The organism is Rathayibacter festucae DSM 15932 (assembly GCF_004011135.1).
GTDB classification, from domain to species: Bacteria; Actinomycetota; Actinomycetes; order Actinomycetales; family Microbacteriaceae; genus Rathayibacter; species Rathayibacter festucae.
In genome coordinates, this window is sequence record NZ_CP028137.1 from 4,061,720 (window position 1) to 4,085,123 (window position 23,404).

A 23,404-nucleotide genomic window follows, 5' to 3' on the forward strand; every position below is an offset into this window, starting at 1 on the left:
CGGTCGCCGACCGGGCCGCTCGAGCAGCGCGCGCAGCGACTCCGTCGAGCGGAGGGGGCGCCTTCAGCGCCGGCGCAGGGCGGGGAAGAGGCCGATGTCTTCGGGTGGGCGGGTCTCGACACGCCCCGTCGGGGCTGTTCGACCAGCAGAGTCTGCGGGTGTCCCTTCGAAGAGGATCCAGGTTCTGCCGGGGCAGGGTCTCGATACGCGCTGCGCGCTACTCGACCGGCATGGAGGGGCGCACACCGAGGGGCGCTGCGTGCGCTGCGTGCGCTGCTGGCGCTGCATGCTGATCGAGTAGCCCGCGGAGCGGGCGTATCGAGATCCACCGGTCAGAACGGTGCCGGCGCGTCGACGAAGTGCGGCCGCGGCGGCGGCTCGGGCGGCCGCCCGGGCAGTGGGGGCGGCCGGTTGCTGATCCGCCGGCCGGTGGGGCTCGTCCACACGATCGTCCCGTCGTCGACCTGGTCGTAGGTCCACTGGTCGCCGTGCCGCAGATGGTGGTGCGAGGTGCAGAGCGAGACGAGGTTCTCGAGCGAGGTCTCGCCGCCCTTGCGCCACTCGAGGGTGTGGTCGGCCTCGCTGGTCGCGGCGGGCCGGGTGCAGCCGGCGAAGCGGCAGGTCTGGTCCCGCAGCTGGAGGTGCAGGCGCATCTGCGGTGGCGGGACGCGGTGGGTGCGGCCGACGGAGACGACCGCGCCGGTCTCGGGATCGATGAGGACGCGGGTGAAGGAGGCGGCGGTGCGGATCAGTTCTCGGGCGATCGGGGCGGGGACGGGGCCGTAGCCGTCGAGGTCCGCGGGTGCGTCGTCGAGGCCGACGGCGGTGGAGGCGGCGAGGGTGAGGCGGACTTCGGCGCGGATGCCGGGGACGAAGGTCGGGTCGGGCCGGTGCTCGGCGTTCGGCGTGGTTCCGGCGATGTCTCCGTCGCAGAGGAGGTCGACGGCGGCGTCGGCGCTGAGCTGCTGGAGGGTGCGGGGGTCGCCGTCGTCGCGGAGGGTGCGCGCGATGCGGCGGAGGCGGTCGTAAGCGCCCGTCACCGCCGGCGCGGGAGCGTGGACGCAGAGGGTCGCCATGCCGTCGATGTCCGGGGTGACCCAGACGGCGCGGTCCTCCTTCGCGCGGGCGTGGCGTTCGGCGAGGGGCTGCTCGTGCAGCTCCTCGCGCCAGCGGCTGAGGGCGCGGCGCAGCTGCGTGGTCGTCATCGTGAGCGCGGCGTCGGCAGCGCACTCGTCGAGTGCGGAGCGGGAGCTCTCGGGGAGGCTGCTCGCGGTTCTGCAGATCGCCTCGCCGATCTCTCAGAGGATTCGTGCGTCGCGGAGTAGGGCGCGGGTGAGGGGAAGGTGCTCCATCAGCATCTGCGCGGTCTCGAGGCGGCGCGAGACTTCCCGCTCGGAGACGCCGAGCGTGACCGCGAGTTCGGCGCGGATGGAGCGCTCGACGAGGTCGCGCGTCTCGCTGCGCGTCGCGCCGCGGGCGAATGATTCCGGGACGGTGAGGGCGACGCGGTAGCCGCGGTGGATGCGTTCCGCGGCTCTCAGGCGCGTCGGGGATGCGGCGCGCTCGGTGGCGGCGGCGTCGGTGAAGCAGTCGCGCACCTCCGCGAGTGCTGCCGCATTCTCATCTTCTGACATACGCGTATTGAAGCAGGGACCACCGACACCGGGACTGGAACCATGGGCTGATCGGGGACAACGTCGTCGGATCGCGAGTGTGGAGGAGACTCGCTCCCGGATGTCTCGGTGATGGTGGGTCTCGATACGCCGCCGGAGGCGGCTACTCGACCAGCATGCATGGGTCGCCGGAGGCGGCTGCTCGACCAGCATGGAGGGGTCGCCCGAGGCGGCTACTCGACCAGCATGGAGGGGTCGTCGGAGGCGGCTACTCGACCAGCATGGAGGGGTCGCCGGTGGCGGCTGCTCGACCTGCATGACGTTCACGACACGCATCGCGGCTGCGGACGGCGACCCCCTGCTGATCGAGTAGCCCGCGCAGCGGGCGTATCGAGATCCACCCCGTCAGAACGGGAGTCTGCAGACGCGACCCGCTGACGACAGCGGGTCTCGATACGCCGCCGGAGGCGGCTACTCGGCCGGCGTGGAGGGGCCGCTGCTCGGCCCGCACTGACGCGCCGAGCCTCTAGCGTTGGCGTGTGCCCCTCCGACCGCCGTGCCCCCGCCCGTGAGCGCGCTCGTCGCGCGGCTCGAGCGGCGGCAGATCGCCGTGTACCTCGGCGCGATCGCCGCCGGCGCCGTGCTCGGGCTGCTGCTGCCCGCCGCGCGGCACCTGGAGGGCGCGATCGAGCCGGTGCTCGGGCTGCTGCTGTTCGCGACGTTCCTCGGCGTCCCGTTCGCGGCGCTCGGCCGCGCCCTGCGGGACGTCCGCTTCCTCGCCGCGGTCGGCGTCCTGAACTTCGTCGTCGTCCCGGTCGTCGCGTTCGGGCTGTCCCGCTTCGTCGCCGAGAGCCCCGCGCTGCTCTTCGGGGTGCTGCTCGTGCTGCTGGCGCCCTGCATCGACTACGTGATCGTCTTCGCCGGCCTCGCGGGCGGCGCCGCCGACCGGCTGCTCGCCGCGGCGCCGCTGCTGATGCTCGCGCAGCTCCTGCTCCTTCCTCTCTACCTCCTCCTGTTCCTCGGGCCGGAGGGCGTCGCCGTGGTCGAGGTGGCCCCGTTCGCGCGGGCGCTCCTGCTGCTGATCGTGCTGCCGCTCACCGCCGCCGCGCTCGTGCAGGCGCTCGGCCGCCGGCATCGCGCGGGGCGGGTCGTCGAATCGACGATGCTCGGACTGATGGTGCCGCTGATGGCGGCGACCCTCCTCGTCGTCGTCGCCTCGCAGATCGGCGCCGTCGGTGCCGCCGCCGGGAGGCTGCTCGTCCTCGTCCCCCTCTACGCCGCGTTCCTCGCGGTGATGGTCGCGGCCGGACTCGGCGTCGCCCGGCTCTTCCGCCTCGACGTCCCCTCGTCCCGCGCGCTGGTGTTCAGCGGCGCCACCCGCAACTCCCTCGTGGTGCTGCCGCTCGCACTCGCGCTCCCCGCGCCGCTGGCACTCGCACCCGTGGTCGTCGTGACGCAGACCCTGGTCGAGCTGATCGGCATGGTCGTGCTCGTGCGGCTGCTCCCGCGGCTCGTCCGTCACGCGCCCACCCCTGACGCGCCCACCCCTGACGCGCCCACCCCTGACGCGCCCACCCCTGACGCGCCCACCCCCGACGCGCCCACCTCCGACGCGCCCACCCCCGAGTAGGGCTCGGCGCCCGGATCCGCTTCCCCGGCGGCGCCGCACCGACCTACGCTCGGTCCTGCCCACCCGTGCCGAGAGGACTCCGTCATGACCGACCCGACCGCTCCCGCCGCGCCGCTCGCACGCCGCACCCTCGTCGGAGCGGCGTGGGCCGCTCCGGTCGTCGCGCTCGCCGTCTCCGCACCGACCGCCGCGGCCAGCGGGACGCAGCCGCCGCTCGGCGCCCGCGCCGACGGCCCCGCGGAGTACCGGCCGTCGTCCTCGACCGAGTACCGCGTCTTCGTGACCAACACCGGCTCCACCCCGCTCGAGGGCGGGTCCGTGATCGCCGTCCTCCAGGATCCGGGGGACGGCTACGTCTTCGACGGCTACAACGGTCAGCAGTGGAGCTACGCGTACGGGTTCCCGGAGGGGCGGGTCGCCCTCCGCTACGACCCGGCGCTCGCACCGGGCGAGGAGTCCGTCGTCCTCTTCCTGCTGATCGCCAGCACCGACCGCACGCAGAGCCCGGTCCCCGTGGCGGACCTGGTCATCACCGCGCCGGGCTTCGACGTCACGGTGCTGTCGCTGTCGGTCCCGTACTGATCGGTCGTCGCGCGTCGTCAGGACGAGCGACTCGGAGCGTCGATTGCCATCGATTGCACAAGATTAGGAATTCCCAATCCCTCCGGCGACGCCGAGGTCGACCTCCTCGAACTCGTCGAGGACGTCTCGATCGCGCTCGGCGAGCAGCGGCGGGCCTTCGCCGTGTTCATCGACGAGATGCAGGATCTCGACCCCGAGACGATGGGTGCTCTGCTCGCGGCCCAGCACACCGCGAACCAGAGGGAGTGGCCCTTCTTCGTCATCGCCGCCGGCCTCCCGGACCTGCCGCGCGTCCTCACCGAGACGCGGTCGTACGCCGAGCGGCTGTTCAACTACCGGCGGATCGGCACCCTCGCTCCCACCGACGCGGCGCAGGCGCTCCGCGAACCCGCCGAGCGTCTCGGTGCCGAGTACGCGACGGACGCCTTGGCGACGCTCCTCGAGGCGGCGGGCGGCTACCCGTACTTCCTCCAGGAGTACGGGCAGGCGGCGTGGAATCTCGCCGCGGACCGTCTGATCGACCGGTCCGACGCGATCGCCGCCGTCCAGTACGGGACGGAGCAGCTCGACGCCGGATTCTTCCGCTCCCGGTGGCAGCGAGCGACCCGGTCGGAGCGGCGGATGCTGCTCGCCATGGCCGCTGACGGAGAGGGCCCGTGCTCGACGGCGCTCGTCGCCCAGCGGATGGGCCCGCAGACCAGCAGTGTCGGGCCGTACCGGGCCGCTCTGATCAGCAAGGGTCTGGTCTACTCGCCCGAGCACGGACAGATCGCGTTCACCGTCCCCGGCATGGCGGGCTACGTCGAACGGAACCGCGAGGAGCTCGACGACGCCCGCCGCTCCGCGACCTGAAGCGCCGGAGCCGCTCCTCGGGCCCGGGCCGCGGTCAGCTGACCGAGCAGAACACTCGGTCGGAGCTGACGGACGCCGTGCTCTTCGCGCCGGAGCCGACGTAGCCCTCGGGCAGGGTCAGCGTCGCGGTGAGCACGAAAGCGGTGGTGAGCGACAGCGTGGTGCGCAGGCCCAGGAAGGCGCCGGCCGGCAGCGGGCCGATGAAGGTGACGAGGCGGGCGGTGCTGCTCGGCGAGCTGATCGTCACGATGTCCGAGGTGGCCGTGAACGTACCGATGCTCGGGACGCGGCTGCCGACGATCACGATCGTCGTGCCGACGGGCACGTCGCCGCTGCCGGCTCGGAGCGTGAAGCCGGGGCCGGTGATCCCGGCGTTGCCGCAGCTGCCCGCGAGGACGAACGCCCCGATGTCGGCGGTGGACGCGGCGGCGGCGGGAGTGGCGACGGCGACCGCCACCACCGGCACGGTCCAGGCGGCAGCGGTGAGCGCGCGGCGGGAGAGTCCGCGGGACGCCGAGGATCCTGAGGACGCCGAGGACGCGGCGGCGGAGTGGTGGATCTCGGTCATGGCGGCCTCTCGGTCGGCGGGCGCGGCGCCACCGGGACGAGAGGGGCCACCCCGATCCTCGCAGCGGATCGGCGCCGAGTGCGGTCCGCCTCTGGCCCCCGAGTAGGGCGAGTGTGCGAGGCTGCCCGGATGGCATCGGAGCAGGACGGCCCCCCGCGGTTCGCGGACCCGCGCCGGCTCGGCGCGGTCGTCGGCCTGGCCGGCGCGGTCGTCTTCGCCTTCTCCTACTCGCCCGCGGAGCCCGTCGCGCTCGTCGCGCGCGTCCTCGTCGCCGCGGCCGTCACCGCCGCGCTCTGGTTCCTCTTCGTCCGTCCGCGTCCGCTCGGGCCCTTCGCGCGGCCGAGGCCCGCGCGGCTCGCCGTCTACGGCGCCTGCGTGGTCGCGGAGTTCGCGCTCATCGCCGTCGGCAGCCGCGCCCTCGAGTCGGCGGGTCGCGGCGAGCTCAGGCCCGCGCTCATCGCGCTCGTGGTCGGGCTGCACTTCCTCCCGTTCGCATGGGCGTTCTCCGAGCGGATGTTCGCGCTGCTCGGCGGCGCGCTGGTCGTGCTCGGCGGGCTCGGCCTGCTCGTCGGCAGCGGCGACGCGGCCGTGCTGGCGGCGGTGGCGTCCGGAGCGGCGATGGCGCTGCTCCTGCTCGCGTACGCCCTCGGCGCGTTCGCCCCGCGGAGCCGAGCCCCGCGGAGCCGAGCGCCGCGGAGCCGAGCGCCCCGGAGCTGAGCGCGCCCGTTCCCCGCTGTCTGAGATCCTTCTCATAGACTCGACCGCAGTGCCCGGATGAACGTCTCGCTCCTCCGCTCCGTACCCCCTGTGACGGGCCGCCCGGCCGGTCGGGACAGGAGGCGCCGATGGCACTCGCGGCGCTGACGATGCCGACGACGATCGGGCCGACGACGATCGGGCCGACCGCTCTCCGGCCGACGACGATCGGGCCGACGGCGACCGGGCCGCAGACGACCGGGCTGACGACGACCGGGCCGACGACGAGGCGACGAGGGGACCGCACCGCGATGACGCAGCCCGACCCGCGCCCGGCGCCCGTGCCCGCCGCCGGACCCGCCGTCCCGCCTCTCGACCCCCCGCCTCTCGACCCCGCGCCCGGCGACCCCGCGCCCCTCGATCTCACCGCGGCGTTCGACGAGCACGGCTCGGCCCTGCTCGGCTTCGCCGTCAACGCGCTGCGCGACCGCGGGCTCGCCGAGGACTGCGTGCAGGAGACGTTCCTGCGCGCCTGGCGCTCGCGCGAGCGCTACTCGGCGGAGCGCGCGAGCCCGCGCACCTGGCTCTTCGCGATCGCCCGCAACGTGATCGTCGACGCGCACCGCTCCCTGCAGCGGCTGCCGCGGATCGTGCCGGCCGAGGTGCTCGACGACGTCCCCGGCGACGACGTCGATCCTCTCGCGTCGCTGATGATGGTCGAGGCGCTCGCCCGGCTCTCGCCCGAGCACCGGCAGGTCGTCGTCGCGATCCACCTCCGCGGCGAGAGCTACGCCGAGGTCTCCGCGGCCACCGGAGTCGCGGTCGCGACGCTCCGGACCCGCACGTTCTACGCTCTCAAGGCGCTCCGCACGCATCTCGCGGCGCCCGACCCGACTCCGGAGGACCGATCGTGACCAGCAGTGGCGGACCCGGCGACGGTGGACCCGGCAGCGGTGGACTCGGCAGTGGCGGACCCGGCAGCGGCGGACCCCGCAGCGGCGGCCCGGACGAGGGCGGCCGTCGCGAGGAGCTGATCGCCGCGGCCCTCGCCGGCGAGCTGTCGCCCGGGGAGGCCGCCGAGCTCGACCGGCTGCGGGCGAAGGACCCGAGCGTGGACGAGGAGCTGGCCTCCTTCGGCGCCGTGCTCTCCGGGCTGGGCGGGGTCGGCCGCTGGGAGGAGCCGGAGCCCTCGGCGGACCTGCGCGCGCGGGTGGCGGCGCTCGCCGGCCCGGCGCCGGTGGCCCTCCGGGACGCCCCGGAGGAGCGGGGTGCACCGAAGCGTCCCGCGCGCGCCCGCCGGATCGCGCTCGGCGTGGCCGCCGCGGCCGCCTGCGTGGCGCTCGGCGCCGTCGGCGGTCTCGCCCTGCAGGCGCTCGGCGACCGACCGTCCCAGGGCGGGCCGGGTACGCTCGGCGCCGTCGAGCCGATCGCGTTCGCCGAGGACCCGGCCCTCGACATCGACGCCGAGCTCGTCGCGCACACCTGGGGCACCGAGACGATCCTGCGCGGCAGCGGCTTCGCCGTCGGCGAGAGCTACGAGGTCGTCCTCGTCACGGCGACGGGCGTGCGGCTGCCCTCCGGCTCCTTCCTCGGCAGCACCGCCGAGCTCGACTGCGCGATGAACGCGGCCGTCCTGCGCGCCTCCGTCGCCTCGATCGAGATCACCGACGAGAGCGGCGGAGCCGTCGCGGTCGCCGAGCTGCCGGTCGTCGAGAGCTGACCGGCCGGGCGGCGATCGGCCAGGCGGCTCAGCGCCGCGGCGCCGGCACCAGCCGGGTCAGCCGGCCGATCAGCCACTCCAGCGGTCCGATGCCGACGAAGCGCCACCACAGCACCGCGACCGCCCACACTCCCAGCACCAGGAGGAGGGCCGCGCCGGGGGTGTCGGCGACGTAGCCGAGGCCCTGCGTCGCGAAGGCGGCGACGACCGCCACCTGCAGCACGTACACCGAGAGCGCGAGCGAGCCGACGGCGCGGAACGGCGTGAGCACCGCCGCGATCACCGTGCTCGCCGGCCGCTCGCGGACCGTCGCGAGCAGCACGACGACGACGTAGGCGGCGAGCACCAGGCCGAGGTCGTGCAGCGTGTCCGGGTGGCTGCCCGAGACGGATTGGAGGCCGATCAGCCGCTCGAGCGCCGGCCGCACCGGGTACGCGAGCACCGCGACGACGGCGAGCACGGCGAGCAGGCGGTCGCGCCGGAAGCCGTGCCGCAGCAGCAGCGCGCCGAGCAGGAGGAACGGGAGCAGGTTCGTCAGCCGGTAGTGCGGATCGATGAAGCTCCACTGCAGCAGGTATCCGATGGGCGTCCGCGCGTAGAGGACCGCCGGGTCCACCGACGCCGCGACCAGCGCGTTCAGCGGAGCACCCGCCACGAGCACGACGGCGGCGACGATCGCGACGAGGCGGCTGCGCAGGAGCAGGATCGGCGTCCCGAGCGCGAGCGTGAGCCCGAGGTGCGGCAGCACGATCGCGATCCAGCTGCCCCAGCCGCCCAGCCAGACGCCGAGCCCGACGAGCACGGCACCGCGGATCAGGTTCTGCACGACGACCCGTCCGCCGGAGGCGCCGGGCCGCGCGAGGACCAGCGCCGCCGACATCCCCATCACCAGGGCGAACAGCGGCGACGCGAGGTCGTTGATGTTCCCCGCCGCGAAGCCGGCCGCTCCGTCGCGCAGACTCGGCAGGAGCGGCATCGCGTGCGCGATCAGCATCGCCACGATGGCGACCCCGCGCAGGACGTCGGGCACGAGGACCCGGTCCGGCTGCAGCCGGGGCGCGAGGGTCGCGGCGCGCGGAACGGTCGTGGTCGCATCCATGGGGGAGAGGCTACGGCGTGGCCGCCCGCGCCCGCGCGCCGTCGCGCGCCGGGGCGCCCCCACCTCGCGCCAGGCGACGCTCGCCGCGCGTCCCGGCCCGCCTCCGCGGCACCTCCGGCTCGTGAACCGCGGTCCGGCTCGTCGGATCGGACGAGTTCCGCGTGCCGAAAGTGTTCTGGCGTGCCGGAGACGCCCGGCGGGCGCCGACTTCCGCGTCGGTCGCACCTCGGGCTCGCGAAACGCGGTCCGGCTCGTCGGATTCGGCGGTTTCCGCGTGCCGGAGGCGTTCTCGCGTGCCGGAGCCGTCTGTCGGCCGAGCGCGCCGCTCCCCTCACACCTCCGGCACGCGAATCGCGGCTCGGCTCGTCGGATCCGACGGTTCTCGCGTGCCGGAGACGGTTCCGCGTGCCGGTCTCGCGTGCCGGAGACGCTTCCGCGTGCCGGAGGTGCCCCGGCGAGCCGGCACTGCGGCCGGGTCATGAGGTTCCTGCGAGCCCGGGCCGAGCGCGCGCGCCGGACGGGCGCGGGCGGCATGCTGGAGGGATGACCGACGCCACCACGCCCGCCGCGCCGTCCGAGCGCCGCGCCCGCCCGCCCCGCCCGCAGCTCGTGCTGACCGTGCTGCGCACCGAGCGGCTCACCGAGCACTTCGTGCGCGTGCACCTCGGCGGCGAGGGCTTCGACGCCTTCGTCGAGGCCGCGGATCCCGACCGGCTCGCCGCCACCGACCGCTACGTCAAGCTGCTGCTCGCCCCGCCCGGAGTCGCGCTCGAGCCGCCGCACGACCTCGACGCCCTGCGCGCCCGCCTCGCCCCCGAGGAGCTCCCGGTGCGCCGGACCTACACGATCCGCTCCGTCGACCTCGAGGCGCGAAGCCTCGCGATCGACTTCGTCCTGCACGGCGACGAGGGAGTGGCCGGACCCTGGGCCGCCTCCGCGCGCCCCGGCGACCGCCTCGAGATGTCGGCCCCGGGCGGCGCCTGGGCGCCCCGCGCCGACGCCGCGAACCTCCTGCTCGGCGACGAGTCGGCGCTGCCGGCGATCGCGGCGGCCCTGGAGGCGATGCCCGCCGAGGCCCGCGGCACGGCGCTGATCGAGGTGCACGGCGCCGAGGACGAGCTGCCGCTGACCGTCCCCGCGGGCGTCGAGGTGCGCTGGCTGCACCGCGGCGACGAGGAGGCGGGGCAGGCGCTGACCGCCGCCGTCGCGGAGCTCACCCGCCCGGCCGGCGCCGTCGAGGTCTTCGCCCACGGCGAGCGGACGGCGATGAAGCGGCTCCGCGCGATCCTCCAGGACGACTGGGGCGTGGAGCGCGCGGCGCTCTCGCTCTCGGCCTACTGGGCACTCGGCCGCGCCGAGGACCGCTTCCAGGCGGAGAAGCGCGAGCCGGTGGGCGCGATCTTCGCCGACTGACGGCGACTCCGACTGACGGCGACTCCGGCTGACGGCGACTCCGTCACCCGCGGACGACGAAGGGCCCCTGCACTGCGCAGGGGCCCTTCGTCGTTCAGGCGGTGATCACTCCGGGCGTCAGACCCGCTTCAGGAGGATCGGAGCGCTCGTCGTGGCGTTGCCCGCCGCGTCGACGGCCTTCGCCGTCACCGAGTAGGTGCCCTTGGGGAACACCGCGGTGTTGACCGTGAGGTACCAGTTGCCGTCCGACGCCTTCACGGCGTCGCCCAGCTTGGTGGTGCCGACCCAGTACGTGACTCCGGTCACGGCGGTGTCGTCCGCGGCGGTCGCCATCAGGCTGACGACTCCGGTGACCGACGAGCCGGAGCCCGGCGAGACGATCGCGACGGTCGGCGCCGTGCGGTCGACCGGCGCCGGCGTGGCCGTCGGGGTCGGAGTCGCGGTCGGCGTCGCGGTCGGCGTCGGCGTCGCGGTCGGAGTCGGCGTGGCGGTCGGCGTCGGGGTCGCGGTCGGGGTGGCGGTGGCCGTCGGAGTCGCGGTCGGCGTCGCCGTCGGAGTCGCGGTCGGGGTGGCCGTCGGGGTCGCGGTCGCGGTTGCCGTGGCCGTCGGCGTGGCGGTCGGCGACGGAGCGGTCACTCCGCCGAACTGGTCGGCGCCGGCGGTGCGGGAGCCCATGACCTGGCCGTCGATGTCGGTGCGGGCCGACGTGGTCGATCCCCAGCCGGCGATCTGGGTCCCGGTCGCGGACAGCACGTGCAGGTCGCCGGTGGCCACCGAGGCGAGCGCCGGAGCGCCCTGGACGTTGCCCTGCTGGTTGAGCAGCGACGGCGTCTTGCAGAGCTTGGTGTTCCAGTTCTCGACGATGGTGTTCGTCATCGGGCTGGTGCAGGAGGAGAGGTAGCTGACGATGTTGCGGTCGAAGACCGTGTTCTTCGCCCCGCCGACCCGCAGTGCGCCCGACTCGAAGGTGTTGTTGCGGATGTGGATGCCGTCGGCCGAGGCCTCGCGGAAGTCCGCGGACGAGCCGCCGCGGCAGTCGCTGGTGATCACGATGCAGCCGGAGACGAAGTTCGACTCCACGGTGATGTCGGTCATGCCGTCGCCGCCGCCGGGGGAGAAGATGATGCCCGCGTTGTAGCAGTTCATCAGCGTGTTGCCGCGGAGGGTGACGTCGTTGCTCTCGAAGACCTGGATGCAGTCGGCGTGCAGGCCGTTGTCGATGTTCTGGTCGAAGTTGCGGACCAGGTTGTTCTCGATCAGCCCGTTGTCCGTGCCGCCGACCTGGATGCCGTCCATCGACGAGCCGTTCTCGAAGAGCGAGTCGCGGACGACGACGTTCGCGCTGCGCACGAAGATGCCGGCGCCGTCGATGTGCATCCGGTTCACCGTGATGCCCGAGCCGTAGGTGTAGAAGGTGCTCTTGGAGAAGATGTCGTTCCACACGGTGTTGGGCGTGTAGACCTTCGTCGAGCCGAGCACGGGCGAGGCGCCCGGGGCGGGCTGCACGACGACGGGAGCGGCGACGGTCGCCTTCCCGCCCTTGAGGGTGGTCGTCGGGTAGGTGCCGGCGGTGAGCAGCACGGTGTCGCCGGCGGCGGCGTTCTGGACGGCGGTGGTCAGGGCGCAGGGAGCGGCTGCGGAGCAGGCCGTTCCCGTGCCGTTGGGCGAGGCGTAGCGGTTCGCCGCCGCGAAGCTGGGCGCGGCCGCGAAGAACGCGGCGATCACGACCAGCAGAGCGGCGAGAGTCGCGCTGAGCGTTCGAGTCATGGGCGTGGTGTCCAATCGGGGAAGGTGTGAGCGGGGACTCGGGGCTGGGAGAGGAGAAGGGAGAAGACGAGGGGAGGCCTCACCGGGCCTCGGCGGTGCGCGCCGGGCGAACGGGGGACGACTCCGTACACTGGGCGCGGCGGGAGCGTCCCCGGCGGCCGAGCACCACCGATGCACGTGCCGCCGAGCTCGCGCCCTGACGGACGGATGCGGCGACGGGCCGCCTCCGCCATCGATGAGCACGGCTCCGCGACGGGGCCGGGAACGGGATCGCTGTGAGCGGAGTAGGTTCGCGAGTCCGGACGGTGCTGGGCGGGCTGCGCAAGCGCACCGCCCCGCTGCTGAAGAGCCCGGCGGTGCTCTCGCTCGGCGCGCGCGGCGTCTTCCTCGACGCCCCTCGCCTGCGCAGCGCCCGCCGCTCCGGCGGGGCCCGCGGAGCCAGTGGTGCTCAGGGCCGCGCGATCCTGATCGCGCCCCCCGGCGCCGGAAACATCGGCGACGCCGCGCTGGTCGGCGCGTTCCTGGAGAACGTGGCCGGGCCGATCACCGTGATCACCCGCTACAAGGGCGACTTCCGCATCCCGGCCGAGCAGGCCGACCGCGTCGAGATCGTCTCGCTGGGCACCCTGCTCTACGGCGGACTGCCGAGCTTCGTCCGCGACCTGCGCCGCTTCCGGGCCATGCTGCCCGGTGCCGCGTCGGTCTCGATCGTCGGCGCCGACATCATGGACGGCGCCTACAACTTCCGCGCCTCGACGAGCCGCGCGCTCGTCGCCCGCAGCGCCGCGTCGGCCGGAGTGGACACCCGCGTCCTCGGCTTCAGCTGGAACGGCAAGGCGCACCCCGGTGCCCTCGCGCAGCTCCGCGACGCGGACCGCGCCGGCACGACCCTCTTCCTCCGCGACCCGCTCTCCGTCGAGCGCGCACGCCGCGACGGCCTGGACGCGAAGGCCTCGGCGGACATCGTCTTCTCGGCGCGCTCCGTCGACCAGGGCCGCGCGAGCACCGAGCTCGCCGCGCTGGACACGACCGGCGGCATCGCGATCGTCAACGTCTCCGGCCTGATCGACACCGACCAGACCGGCGCCTACGTGGAGATCATCGGTGGTCTGCGCGCCCGCGGCCTCGCCGTCGTGCTGCTCCCGCACGTCATCAAGCACGGACCGGACGACCTCGCGGCCTGCCGCAAGGTCCACGCGGCCCTGCCGGACACGACCGGCGTCGCCTTCGTCGAGGACGTCCTCACTCCGGCGGAGGTGCGCGGCTTCACCGAGCGCGCGACCGTCACCGTCACCGGCCGGATGCACCTGGCGATCATGTCCCTGATGAAGGGCGTCCCCGCGATCACGCTCGCCACCCAGGGCAAGGTCGAGGGCCTGATGGCGATGTTCGAGCTGCCGTACCTCTGCGTCGAGCCGGGAGCCGGTCTCGCCGGCCGTGTGGGCGACGCCCTCGAGCGCGTCCTCTCCGACCGCGACAGCGTCTCGGCCGCCATCCTCGCCAAGCTGCCCGCCGTGCAGGAGCTCAGCGCCGCGAACTTCGCCGGCCTGCCGCGCGCCTGAGCGGCGCGGGCGGGCTGTCGCGGGGGTCGTCGGCACGGGCGTCCTTCCGGGCGTCGAGGGCGGAGGAGCGGCTCATGCCCTGACCGCGGCACTGCGGTGGGGGAGTCGCTCGAGAGGTCGGCCGGAGGAGTCCGGCGCGTCTGCTGCGACCCTAGGCGGGGCGTTCGAACGCCTGTTCGCAATGAACCTTCCTCCGGACGGGGGTTCCCGTTCAGGGGGCGCACTCCGGCTCGACGCGCCGCCGGTCCGTCCGATCCCGCCCCGGACGGGTGCCACGGGCCCCGGGTGCTGCCCGGAGCGCGAAGACGCGTCCGGCTCGCGGAACCGCGTCGGGCTCGCGGGACTGTCCGGATCCGGCGTGCCGAGGCGGGTTCTGCGTGCCGGAGGTGGCTGCGGGCGGTTGGGCGGGCGAGTTCGGCTCGCGACATCGCGTCCGGCTCGCGGAACCGCGCACGTTCTGCGCGCCGGAGGGGGTTCCACGAGCCGAAGATGCATGCCGTTGGCCCCGTCGCCGTAACCCCGAGCGCCATCAGCCCGAGCGCCATCAGCCCGAGCGCCGTCAGCCCGAGCGCCGTCAGACCAGGCGCCTCCCGCTGAAGCGGTCGATCGGGGCGTCGCGGCGCATCGCCCGCTCGTACATGCGGTGGAACGGCTCGGTCAGCACGCCGTTGGAGCGGTCGAGGGCGTCCTGCCAGGCGACGATGTCGCCGAGCTGCGCCGCCAGGTCGGCCCGCAGCGCCGCCTCGTCCACGGTCGTCGACTCGCCGCCCGCGACGACGACCCGCCCGGCGACGATCACGGTGTCGATCGACGAGCCGTTCTCGGAGTAGACCAGCTGGTTCTCCAGGCGCTGGCGCGGGGTGAAGGCGAGCGTCTCGAGGTCGAAGAGCACGAGGTCGGCCTGCTTGCCCACCTCGATGCTGCCGGTGACGTCGCCGAGCACGGCGCTGCGCGCGCCGCCGATCGTGCCCGCGGTCAGCACCTCCGCCACCGTCGGCCACGTCGACAGGTCCGGATCGGTCACCTTGTGCAGCAGCGCCGCCGCCTTGATCACGTCGAGCATCCGCGGGGAGTCGCTGCTCGAGCAGCCGTCGGTGCCGAGTCCGAGGTTCACCCCCGCGTCGTGCAGTGCCCGCCACGGGGCGATGCCCGAGCCGAGCTTGAGGTTCGAGATCGGGTTGTGCGAGACGGAGGTTCCCGCCGCCGCGATCGACGCCATGTCGGAGTCGGTCAGCCAGATCCCGTGCGCGAAGGTCGTGTTCGCGGAGAGAGCGCCGATCCCGGCCATGTACTCGACCAGCGTCGAGCCGTGGAACTCCTCGCCGGTGACCAGCTGCGTCTTGGTCTCGAGGACGTGGATGTGGCACTCCGCGTCGTGCTCGAGCGCCAGCTCCGTCGCCCCGACCAGCAGGTCGGCGCCCACGCGCTGCGGGGCCGAGGGGGCGACCATGTAGCGCAGCCGTCCGCCGGCCCGCCCGTGCTGGGCGGCGAAGGCCGTGCGACTGAAGTCGAGGTAGCCCTCGGTGGTCGGCCGGGCCGCCCCGCGGACCGAGTCGAGCAGCTCGGCCGGCAGGTACTCCTCGAGGAACGGCATCGTCTCGAAGAACGGCTTGCTGATCACGTGGCCGGAGATGTTCGCCCGGATGCCGATCTCGTCGTAGGCGTCGAACACCGCCGCCAGCTGCGCCGCGTCCTGGTCCGGATTCTCGAGCACGTCGTCGACGAGCGTCGTGACGCCCGCCTTCAGCGACTCGAGCGCGAACAGCGACGAGCGCAGCCGGATCAGGTCCGGAGCGACGCGGCTGTCCCCGAGGATCGGATACGACAGCAGCATCCACAGCTCGAGCGGCAGGTTGTCGTAGCGCCCCTTGTAGAGGTACTCCCACGAGTGGGTGTGCGCGTTGACGAAGCCCGGCGTCACGAGGCGGTCGCGCCCGTCGAGGATCTCGTCGCCCGGCTCGGGCTCGAGCCCCGGGCCGATCGCCGTGATCACGTCGTCGACGATCCGGATGCTCGCCGTGATCGGGACGGCTCCCGAGACGGGGTCCATGGTGATGACGGCGGCGTCGGTGATGAGGAGGGGCATGGCGGTTCCGTTCGTGATGCGGTGGTGCAGGAGCAGGGTGGTGCGGGAGCGGGTGGTGCGGGAGAAGAGGAGCGGGCGGAGTGACGCGGCCGGCTACCCGAGGACGGGCTCGGACTCGCGCGCGGCCGGCTCCAGGGCCTCGCGCTTCCGCACCCAGGACGCGGCGTCGCCGCGGCCGAGCAGCAGATAGGCGAGCCCCGCCGAGACGCCGCCGGCCAGCCAGGAGACGTCGACGCCGCCGAGCGCGGTCGCGGCCGGTCCCTGCAGCGCGGGCACGGAGCCGTTCATGAACAGCCAGGTCAGCGTCGCGCCGATCGCGAAGGAGAGCAGCGCGCGCCAGCGGACGTCGGGCAGCAGCGGCGAGCCGACCGGCGCGAAGAGGTGCCCGAACGAGCGCACCCGCGGCTCGAACACCGTGTAGTGCACCAGCACGATCGCGCCCCACGGAGCGACCCAGCCGACCAGGCCGACCAGCCAGGCGTCCAGCGTCGTCGCCAGATCGTCCTGGAAGACGAAGAACACGGAGGCGGCGAAGGCGAGCACCCCGACGATCAGGCTGAGGGTCCGGCGGCCGAGGCGGATGTCGAGCGCCTGGGTCGCCATCCCGAACGAGTAGATGTTGAGCACGTTGGTCGCGATCGGCCCGTGCACCACGAGCAGCAGCACCGGGATCGCGAGGGCGCCGAAGTTCTCCACGATCAGCTGGCCGGGGTCGACCGAGCCGTTCTTCGTGGCGAGCGTCGCGCCGAGGACGCCCAGCCAGACGACGGGGACGAACTGCCCGAGCACGCTGGCGAAGTAGAGCTTCCTGCGCGAGGCGCGGGGGCTGACGAAGCGGGAGTAGTCGCCCGCGTATGCGAGCCAGGTGAGGCCCCAGCCGATCCCGATCGCGGTCATCACGATCGACATGGCCGCGATCCGGTCACCGCCGGTGAGGGCGCCCTCGGCCGGGCCGGCGTAGGACCAGTCGATGTCGAGGAAGAACCAGGCGACGATCGACATCACGGCCAGCACCAGCAGCGTCGGCGGCACGGTCCAGCGCTCGAACGCGGCGATGGCCCGGTAGCCGAGGAACGAGATCGCGACCTGGATCGCCATGATCACCGCGGCGACCGCGACCTTCCAGCCGATGTTCGCCGCCTCCGGGTCGACGAGGCCGACGGAGCCGAGCAGCGCGATCACCAGGTCGAGCACGATCCAGGTGTTGATCGCGCACCAGCCGATCACCACGACGGCCTGGATCACGGCGGGCGCGTAGTTGCCGCGGCGGCCGAAGACCGCGCGGCCCACGAGCATCCCGGTCGCGCCGGTGCGCTGGCCGAGCAGCACGAAGAAGCCGAAGACGGCCATGCCGACGACGTTGCCGAGCACGAGGACGGTGATCGTGTCCCAGAGGCCGAGGCCCATGTTCACGCCCAGCGCGCCGAGGACCCAGTTGATCGGGGCGATGTTGGCGCCCGCCCAGATCCAGAACTGGCCGTCGAGGCGCGCGTTGCGACGGCTCTCGGGGAGCGGGGTCAGCGCGTCCTCGGTGTCGGTCGTGCCGTGCAGGGTGTCGGAGCTCATGGGTGGATCCTCTCGAAGCGTGAGGTGGAGCGGGGAGGCGGAGCGGGGAACGGTGGACGGCGCTGCGGATGAGCGGCTGTGGAGGAGTGCGGCGGGTCGGGGTCCACCCTCCCGGCGGGCGGTTTCCGCGGCCGCCTCGCCGTGTAAATTCGCCGTGACGCGAGAGGACGTTCTGCATGGTGATCCCGCTGTCCGAGGCGCTCCTCGACCCGCTGCTCGCGGCCGCCGGACCGGTCGTGGTCGCCGGCGGGGAGGCCGCCGCGCGGGTGCCGATCCGCTGGGCGCACGCCAGTGAGCAGCTCGACGTCGCGCCGCTCCTCCTGGGCGGCGAGCTGCTGCTGATGGAGGGTGTCAACCTCTCCTCGGACCAGGATCCCGAGGAGTGCCGCCGCTACGTGGAATCCCTGGTCACGGCCGGTATCGGCGCCCTGGCCGTCGAGCTGTCCGAGCGGCTGCCGAGTGTCCCGGCTCCGCTCGTCGCCGCGGCCGACGACCTCGGGCTCGCCGTGCTCGCGCTGCCCCGGCGGGTGCCGTTCGTGCAGGTCTGCGAGAGCATCAACACCCGGCTCACCGAGCAGAAGTTCCGGAGCCTGCGGGTGGCGGACAGAGTGTCCGGACTTCTCGGCGAGGCGGCGGCCGCGGACGCCGGGATCGACGAGCTGCTGAAGGTCGTCGCGAGCGCCACGGGCGCCAGTGCCGCGCTCGTCTCGCCGGCGGGAGAGGAGATCGTGCGCGCCCATCCCGGCCGCGGCGTCGACACCGCGCGCACCGCGGGCGCCTCGTCCGGGGTGCTGCGGGCCGGCGACTCCCTGCTGGGCACGCTCTACCTCCGCGCCCACGACGAGGCCGACCTGCACGGCGTGGCCGTCGCGCTCGACCGCGCGCCGGACGTGCTCGCGATCGCCCTGCTCCGGCTGCGGCCGCCGACCGCGCGCGAGCGGCTCACCGCGCAGCTCTTCGCGGTCGCGACGGCGCCGTCAGCGCGCCCCGACCCGAGCGCGGAGCTGCAGATCGACGCGCTCCTCGGCCGGCTCGGCGTCGGCGGGCGGGAGTGCTTCCTCGGAGTCTGGGCCGACGTCGGCGACGACGAGCGCACCCTCCGTGCGGTCCGCTCCGCGCTCGACCGCTCGGTGCGGGGGTCAGCGGACGCCGCGAGCGTGATCTGCGTCGCGGGCGGCGAGCTGCTCGCGCTGCTGGCCTTCGCGGACTCCGCCGCGCAGGAGCGGGCGAGGGCGCTGCTGCTCGGCGAGTGGCCGCCCGCTGCCGGGGCGGCCGCGCTGGTCTGCGTGGGCAGCGGCGCCGACGCGGTGGCGCGGGTGCCGCGCGAGCTCGCGGAGGTGCGCGGGGTGCGGGAGTGGACCCGCGCCGAGAGCGGCGTCGTCGATGCGCGGCTGCACCGGCTCGAGCGCTTCGCCAGCACGCTGCGAGACGACCCCGAGGCGGATGCTCTGGTGGAGGAGGTGCTCGGCCCGCTGCGCCGCGGCCGGCCGGAGCTGCTCGCGACCTTCGAGTCGTTCGCGTCGCACTGGGGGAGCAAGACCGCCACCGCGTCCGCCCTCGGCATCGGCCGGCAGACCCTCTACGACCGCCTCGCCCGCATCGAGTCCCTGATCGGCCCGCTCGACGCCTCCCCGGCCCGCACCCGCGTGCTGCTCACCGCCGTCTCCCTGCACCGCGCCCGCGCGGCCCTGCCCCCGGCCGCCCCGCGCTCGACCCGCCCGTTCCCGCCCCCACCTGACCGCTGACGCGCCGCGAACGCTCGTCGCGGCGCCCTCTGAGACGCTGAACGGAACGAGAAGGAGAGGTGCGGGACGATGCACACCAGCTCCGTGGATCCGCGTGACGTCGACGCCGAGGTGACGACTCCCGTCTACCGCGTCTACTTCGCCGAGACGGAGACGATGGTCGACGAGATCCGGATCACCGGCGCGCGGGACGTCCTCGAGGTCGTCGACTGGGCGGAGAGCGACGCCCGCGGAGTCCCGTTCACCGTGTACTGCGAGCACCCCAGCCCCTTCAACCCGGGCAAGGTGACGCTGCAGCTCCTCCTATCGCGCTGAGCGAGGTCCTGTGGATCGAGGTCTCAGCGCGGCGGCAGCGCGGCGCCCGCGACGGCCGAGCTGCCGAGATCGCTCTGAGGCAGGGGCTCGCCGGAGGCGACGGCCTCGGTCCAGGCCTCCGTGTCGGCGACGGCCGCGAAGTTCGAGTTCAGCAGGGCGAGCAGCGTGGTGTGCACGGTCTCGGCGTCCACGGAGCCCGCGGCGTTCGAGATCGCGATGGCGCCGGTCGCGTCGGAGAGCACCTCCGCCGTCAGCCCGTGCGTCTCGGCCTCGGCCGCCGAGGCGAGGATGCAGTTGTTGGTCATGTAGCCGACCAGGGTGATCGTGTCGACGTCGCGCTCGCGCAGCCAGGCGAGCAGGTCGGTGCCGGCGAAGACGGTGCCGAACCGCTTGGTGATCGACTTCCACTCATCACTGCGGCGGCCTTCGATCTCGGGGTGCAGCTCGAAGCCGGGGGTGCCCGGTGCGAAGACGGGTGCTCCCTCGCCGCTGCTGTGCTGGACGGCGGCGATCGGCAGACCGGCGGCCGTGGCGGCGTCGAGCGCGGCGGTGATGGCGGGCAGCGAGGTCGCGTGCGGCGGGTAGCGGATCTCGAGCGGCCCGGCGAAGTACTCCAGCTGGACGTCGACGAGGATCAGGGCGCGGCGGGGTGCGGTCATGGTGTCTCTCCTGGATCGGGGTGGTGCTGACCAGCCTGCCGTCTTCCGGGAGTCGAGGGACTCGCGGATCGACGGCGCGGCCGTCAGGTTGTCGCGAGGGCGATCCCGAGCAGGAGGAGCGAACCACCCGAGGCGAGCACGCGCGCCGTGTTGGCGCGGACCCAGGCGCGCTCGAAGCCGCGCCGGGCGTCGGAGAGCGGACCGCCGGCGGCGCGGTCCAGTCGCAGGTTGAGCGGGATGCTGCGCCCGAAGGTGACGACGTACTGGAGCACGGCGAGGGCGAGGGCCCCCGCGACCGCGCTGGTCGTCGCGGCACCGGCGCCGCCGGCGAGCGCGGCGACCAGCGCGGCGGCGGAGGAGAGACCGCTGCCGACGAACGACAGGGCGAACAGCGGGTTCTGCACGGCGGCGTTGATCGCGGTCATCGCGCTGACGAAGGCGCGGTCGTCGGTCCGGCTCAGGCCCGGCATCACCGCGCAGGCGAAGGCGTAGAAGAAGCCCGCCGCCAGGCCGTTGGTGACGAGCGCGGCGAGCAGGAGCGGCACGAGGAGAGCGTCGGGCACGGCTGCCTCTCGGAGGGGATGGGCGGGTGGACGGTGCGCGGCGGACGGCGGAATCGGCCCGCGCGACCGAGATCCCGGCTGCACCCGAGTGCTGACCCGCCTTCCGGTGGGGTCGTCCAGGTGATCGTCCGGTGGCGGTCGACGCGGGGGTGAAGAGGCTTGCCGCCGGATGTCCCGGCGAAGGTGGGTCTCGATACGCCCTTCGGGCTACTCGACCAGCATGGACCGCCCTCGGGGCGAGGGTGGCTCTCGATACGCCCTTCGGGCTGCTCGACCAGCGGAGGGCCGGGCCGCACCATGCTGATCGAGTAGCCCGCGGAGCGGGCGTATCGAGATCCACCGGCGCCGGCACAGTAGTCTGCAGACTCGCCGAGCTGGTGAGGGTGGGTCTCGATACGCCCCTGCGGGGCTACTCGACCAGCATGCTTTGCCCCGCGGACTGCTCGACCAGCAGGCAGTGCCCGGCGGGCTACTCGACCAGCATGCAGCGGCTGCTCGACCGGCGGCGCTACTCCGTCTCGGTGCGGGTCTCCGTCTCGTCGGAGGAGGTGATCTCGGTGTCGGTCTCGTCGGCGCGGTCGCGCAGCGCGTCGGCCATGGCGCCCGCGCCCTCGTCGCCGTGGTCGTGGTCGACCTGCTCGATCAGGCCGCTCAGCTTGTCGTCGTTGCTCGCGTCCTCGGCGCCGTCCATGACGGGGCCGTTCTGGGTGTCGCTCATGACTGCCTCTCCGCGCGGACGGAGGTCGACCGCGCGCCTCCGACGCTACGGACCGCGCCGCCGGAGCGCCCGCCCTTGACGCCGCGACCGCCCCGTGGGAAATGCGAACGGCCCGGCTCCCCCCGAGGAGGGAGCCGGGCCGTTCAGGCGGAGCGGGTCAGTTCTTGATCACCAGGGTGATCGAGGCGCTGGAGCCGACGTTGCCCGCGGCGTCCGTGGCCCGGGCGACCACGGCGTAGGTCGCGTTCGGCCAGTTCTTGCTGTTCGCGGTGAGCGACCAGCTGCCGTCGGCCTGCTTGACGCCGTCGCCGAGCTTGGTCGAGCCGGACCAGAAGGCGAGGCCCGTGACCGCGACGTTGTCGCTCGCATTGGCGACGAGGGTCACGGTGCCGGTCACGGTCGTCTGGCTGGCGGGCGAGACGATCTTCGCCTGCGGCTTCACCGTGTCGGCGCCGGAGGTCGGCGTCGGGGTCGGCGTCGCGGTCGCGGTGGGCGTCGCGGTCGGCTTCGGCGTCGCGGTGGCGGTCGGCGTCGGCGTGGCGGTCGCGGTGGGCGTGGCCGTCGGCGTCGCGGTCGGCTTCGGCGTCGCGGTCGCCGTGGGCGTCGCGGTCGGAGTCGGCGTGGCGGTCGGCGTCGCGGTCGCGGTCGGCGTCGCGGTCGGCGTGGGCGTCGCGGTCGGCGTCGGGGTGACGACCGTGCCCACCGGGATCGTGCTCACGCCGTAGCCGTAGTAGCGGCCCGAGACGGGACGCGTCGGGTCGCCGGCGAAGGTGCGGCCGCGGTCGACGGTGGCCGACTTGGCCTGGGCGATCACCTGGGCGATGACCTGCGCGGGGCTCTTGCCCACGCAGGATCCGCCGGCCGCGAGGCAGTCGAGGACGACACCGGAGGCGGCGGCCGTCGACATGCTGGTGCCGGTCTGGATGTACGCGTAGGTGTTGCCCTTCTTCGTCGTGTAGGGGCAGGTGCCGGGCGCGGCGATCGTGTGACCGGCGTCGGCGGGGCTCGCGAAGTTGCTGTTCAGCGTGTAGTTGTCGTCCTTGGTGGTCACGTTCGAGCACGGGACGGCCGCGAGCGAGCCCGGCTTGCCGTCGTAGTTCGCGAAGTTCGTGACGGCGAGGACCTCGTCGTAGGCGGCGGGGATGTAGGCCGACAGGTCGGCGGCGGAGTTGCCGGCGGCCGAGACCACGGTCACGCCCTTCGCGACGAGGTCGCAGACCGCCTGGTGGATGGTGTCGCCGTTGGTCCGGCCGCAGTTGTTGTCGTCGACGCCGTTGGTGGCGAGCGACATGTTGACGACCTTGATGTTGTAGGTCGCTGCGTTCTGCGAGACCCAGTCGAGCGCGCACATCAGGGTCGAGATGCTGCCCTTGTTGTTCGCGTCGAGTGCGCGGACCGAGTAGACCGGCGCGCCGGGGGCGATGCCGACGGTGCCGGAGCCGTTGTCGAGCGCGGTCATGTAGCCGGAGACGCCGGTGCCGTGGCCGTTGGCGTCCTCGGCGGTGCCGGAGCCGAAGCAGTTGACCTGCTTGGCCAGGTTGTAGTCGGGGTGCGCGCTCACGCCGGAGTCGATGACTGCGACGGCGGGTCCGGTCCAGTTGGTGACGCCGTCGCCGGCGCTGACCGGGGCCTTGTCGGCCTCCGCGGTCAGGACGTGCGAGGGCATGGTCTGCGCCTGGCCCTCGACCACCTGGTCGGCGGGCGAGAGGCCGAGGACGCGGCTGTCGGCGGCGAGGATCGCGTGCTGACGGGCGGTCAGGGTCGCGGTGAAGCCGGAGACGCCTCCGCCGTAGGACGCGTCGAGCGAGAGGCCGAGGGCGCTCGCGAGCGTCGTCGAGACGGCCTTCGAGTCGACGGTGACGACGTAGCGGCCGGCGCCGGTCTGCGCCGACTCGGCGGCCTGCGCGGGGAGCGCGGCGGCGCCGACGAGACCGGCTGTGACGACGGCGGCGGTGGCGGTGGCCGCGAGGAAGCGGCGCAGTCGGCCGGCGGGGCGGCGCGACGGGGTGGAGCGAGGGATCACGAAGGTCCTGTGTTTCTGTGCGGCGGGCGGGGCGGGGGAACCGGAGGGCTCGCCGGGCTGCGGTGACCGACGACCGACGGACGCTGGGAACGGCCGACGGAGGAGTGCAAGGGGGATCAGGAGCCCAAGCTAGCGGTCCCAGGTTCGGGATGCACTACTCTTCGTGATTTCTCAGTGCGCTGGTTCCGCGCGCGGGGCTGTGGAGGAGGGTGGATCTCGATACGCCC

At 73.7% G+C, this 23,404-nt stretch carries 20 protein-coding genes and 1 pseudogene; 10 read left to right on the forward strand and 11 right to left on the reverse strand.

Annotated elements, in window-relative coordinates:
- Nucleotides 1-332: 332 nt before the first annotated feature.
- Both C1I64_RS18465 and C1I64_RS18470 read right to left on the reverse strand, forming a co-directional pair.
- Complete coding sequence (locus C1I64_RS18465; RefSeq protein ID WP_341867849.1) at nucleotides 333-1,295, reverse strand: HNH endonuclease; 963 nt, start codon at nucleotides 1,293-1,295, stop codon at nucleotides 333-335.
- Between the two features lie 3 nt (nucleotides 1,296-1,298).
- The gene (locus C1I64_RS18470) at nucleotides 1,299-1,634 is read right to left on the reverse strand and encodes a hypothetical protein (protein ID WP_127888223.1); all 336 of its coding nucleotides are present in this window, start codon (nucleotides 1,632-1,634) and stop codon (nucleotides 1,299-1,301) included.
- Between the two features lie 547 nt (nucleotides 1,635-2,181).
- Between C1I64_RS18470 and C1I64_RS18475 the strand changes: the two genes are divergently transcribed.
- The 3 genes from C1I64_RS18475 (at nucleotide 2,182) to C1I64_RS18485 (ending at nucleotide 4,677) form a co-directional block, all read left to right on the forward strand.
- Nucleotides 2,182-3,243 (forward strand): arsenic resistance protein, encoded by a 1,062-nt coding sequence (locus tag C1I64_RS18475; RefSeq protein ID WP_127888224.1) that lies wholly within the window; start codon nucleotides 2,182-2,184, stop codon nucleotides 3,241-3,243.
- Nucleotides 3,244-3,327: 84 nt separating this feature from the next.
- Nucleotides 3,328-3,825: a hypothetical protein gene (locus C1I64_RS18480; protein WP_127888225.1), complete on the forward strand. Its 498-nt coding sequence runs from the start codon at nucleotides 3,328-3,330 to the stop codon at nucleotides 3,823-3,825.
- Nucleotides 3,826-4,002: 177 nt separating this feature from the next.
- The gene (locus tag C1I64_RS18485; RefSeq protein WP_164874598.1) at nucleotides 4,003-4,677 is read left to right on the forward strand and encodes a hypothetical protein; all 675 of its coding nucleotides are present in this window, start codon (nucleotides 4,003-4,005) and stop codon (nucleotides 4,675-4,677) included.
- A 34-nt stretch (nucleotides 4,678-4,711) separates the two neighbouring features.
- Here C1I64_RS18485 and C1I64_RS18490 read toward each other — a convergent pair whose 3' ends face one another.
- Nucleotides 4,712-5,245, reverse strand: a complete 534-nt coding sequence (locus C1I64_RS18490; RefSeq protein WP_127888227.1) for a hypothetical protein — start codon at nucleotides 5,243-5,245, stop codon at nucleotides 4,712-4,714.
- Between the two features lie 129 nt (nucleotides 5,246-5,374).
- Between C1I64_RS18490 and C1I64_RS20670 the strand changes: the two are divergent.
- The 3 genes and pseudogenes from C1I64_RS20670 to C1I64_RS18505 form a co-directional block, all read left to right on the forward strand.
- Nucleotides 5,375-5,869, forward strand: a pseudogene (locus tag C1I64_RS20670) (DUF7010 family protein); the annotation flags it as partial.
- A 221-nt stretch (nucleotides 5,870-6,090) separates the two neighbouring features.
- Entirely contained in the window at nucleotides 6,091-6,855 is a 765-nt protein-coding gene (locus C1I64_RS18500; protein ID WP_244209530.1) for a sigma-70 family RNA polymerase sigma factor, read from the forward strand.
- Nucleotides 6,852-7,661 carry a hypothetical protein gene (locus C1I64_RS18505; protein ID WP_127888228.1) on the forward strand — a complete coding sequence of 270 codons (810 nt, stop codon included), beginning with the start codon at nucleotides 6,852-6,854 and terminating at the stop codon, nucleotides 7,659-7,661. The genes C1I64_RS18500 and C1I64_RS18505 overlap by 4 nt, the downstream gene beginning before the upstream one ends.
- A 28-nt stretch (nucleotides 7,662-7,689) precedes the next feature.
- Here the strand turns inward: C1I64_RS18505 and C1I64_RS18510 are convergent, their stop codons facing one another.
- Entirely contained in the window at nucleotides 7,690-8,760 is a 1,071-nt protein-coding gene (locus C1I64_RS18510) for a DUF418 domain-containing protein (protein ID WP_164874599.1), read from the reverse strand.
- Nucleotides 8,761-9,303: 543 nt separating this feature from the next.
- Between C1I64_RS18510 and C1I64_RS18515 the strand changes: the two genes are divergently transcribed.
- Nucleotides 9,304-10,173: a siderophore-interacting protein gene (locus tag C1I64_RS18515; protein WP_127888230.1), complete on the forward strand. Its 870-nt coding sequence runs from the start codon at nucleotides 9,304-9,306 to the stop codon at nucleotides 10,171-10,173.
- A 117-nt stretch (nucleotides 10,174-10,290) separates the two neighbouring features.
- Here the strand turns inward: C1I64_RS18515 and C1I64_RS18520 are convergent, their stop codons facing one another.
- Nucleotides 10,291-11,940: an Ig-like domain-containing protein gene (locus tag C1I64_RS18520; RefSeq protein ID WP_127888231.1), complete on the reverse strand. Its 1,650-nt coding sequence runs from the start codon at nucleotides 11,938-11,940 to the stop codon at nucleotides 10,291-10,293.
- A gap of 305 nt (nucleotides 11,941-12,245) precedes the next feature.
- Here C1I64_RS18520 and C1I64_RS18525 point away from each other — a divergent pair, with 305 nt between their 5' ends.
- Nucleotides 12,246-13,502, forward strand: coding sequence for a polysaccharide pyruvyl transferase family protein (locus C1I64_RS18525; RefSeq protein WP_127888232.1), 1,257 nt, complete (start codon nucleotides 12,246-12,248; stop codon nucleotides 13,500-13,502).
- A 574-nt stretch (nucleotides 13,503-14,076) separates the two neighbouring features.
- On the opposite strand, the gene C1I64_RS18530 is transcribed toward C1I64_RS18525, so the two are convergent.
- Nucleotides 14,077-15,588 (reverse strand): amidohydrolase family protein, encoded by a 1,512-nt coding sequence (locus tag C1I64_RS18530; RefSeq protein WP_127888233.1) that lies wholly within the window; start codon nucleotides 15,586-15,588, stop codon nucleotides 14,077-14,079.
- A gap of 93 nt (nucleotides 15,589-15,681) precedes the next feature.
- On the reverse strand, nucleotides 15,682-17,154 hold the full coding sequence (locus tag C1I64_RS18535) for a purine-cytosine permease family protein (RefSeq protein WP_127888234.1): 1,473 nt from the start codon (nucleotides 17,152-17,154) through the stop codon (nucleotides 15,682-15,684).
- Nucleotides 17,155-17,330: 176 nt separating this feature from the next.
- On the opposite strand from C1I64_RS18535, the gene C1I64_RS18540 reads away from it, so the two are divergent.
- Together C1I64_RS18540 and C1I64_RS18545 are read left to right on the forward strand one after the other, a co-directional pair.
- A complete protein-coding gene (locus tag C1I64_RS18540; RefSeq protein ID WP_127888235.1) occupies nucleotides 17,331-18,899 on the forward strand; it encodes a helix-turn-helix domain-containing protein in 1,569 nt (522 codons plus the stop codon).
- 69 nt (nucleotides 18,900-18,968) lie between these two features.
- Complete coding sequence (locus tag C1I64_RS18545; protein WP_127888236.1) at nucleotides 18,969-19,214, forward strand: hypothetical protein; 246 nt, start codon at nucleotides 18,969-18,971, stop codon at nucleotides 19,212-19,214.
- 23 nt (nucleotides 19,215-19,237) lie between these two features.
- Here the strand turns inward: C1I64_RS18545 and C1I64_RS18550 are convergent, their stop codons facing one another.
- From C1I64_RS18550 to C1I64_RS20435, 4 genes are all read right to left on the reverse strand, one after another.
- A complete protein-coding gene (locus C1I64_RS18550) occupies nucleotides 19,238-19,873 on the reverse strand; it encodes an isochorismatase family protein (protein ID WP_127888237.1) in 636 nt (211 codons plus the stop codon).
- 83 nt (nucleotides 19,874-19,956) lie between these two features.
- Nucleotides 19,957-20,436 (reverse strand): anthrone oxygenase family protein, encoded by a 480-nt coding sequence (locus tag C1I64_RS18555; protein WP_208110554.1) that lies wholly within the window; start codon nucleotides 20,434-20,436, stop codon nucleotides 19,957-19,959.
- 508 nt (nucleotides 20,437-20,944) lie between these two features.
- Entirely contained in the window at nucleotides 20,945-21,154 is a 210-nt protein-coding gene (locus C1I64_RS18560; RefSeq protein WP_123444647.1) for a hypothetical protein, read from the reverse strand.
- Between the two features lie 157 nt (nucleotides 21,155-21,311).
- Nucleotides 21,312-23,177 (reverse strand): Ig-like domain-containing protein, encoded by a 1,866-nt coding sequence (locus C1I64_RS20435; RefSeq protein WP_208645167.1) that lies wholly within the window; start codon nucleotides 23,175-23,177, stop codon nucleotides 21,312-21,314.
- Nucleotides 23,178-23,404: the final 227 nt, after the last annotated feature.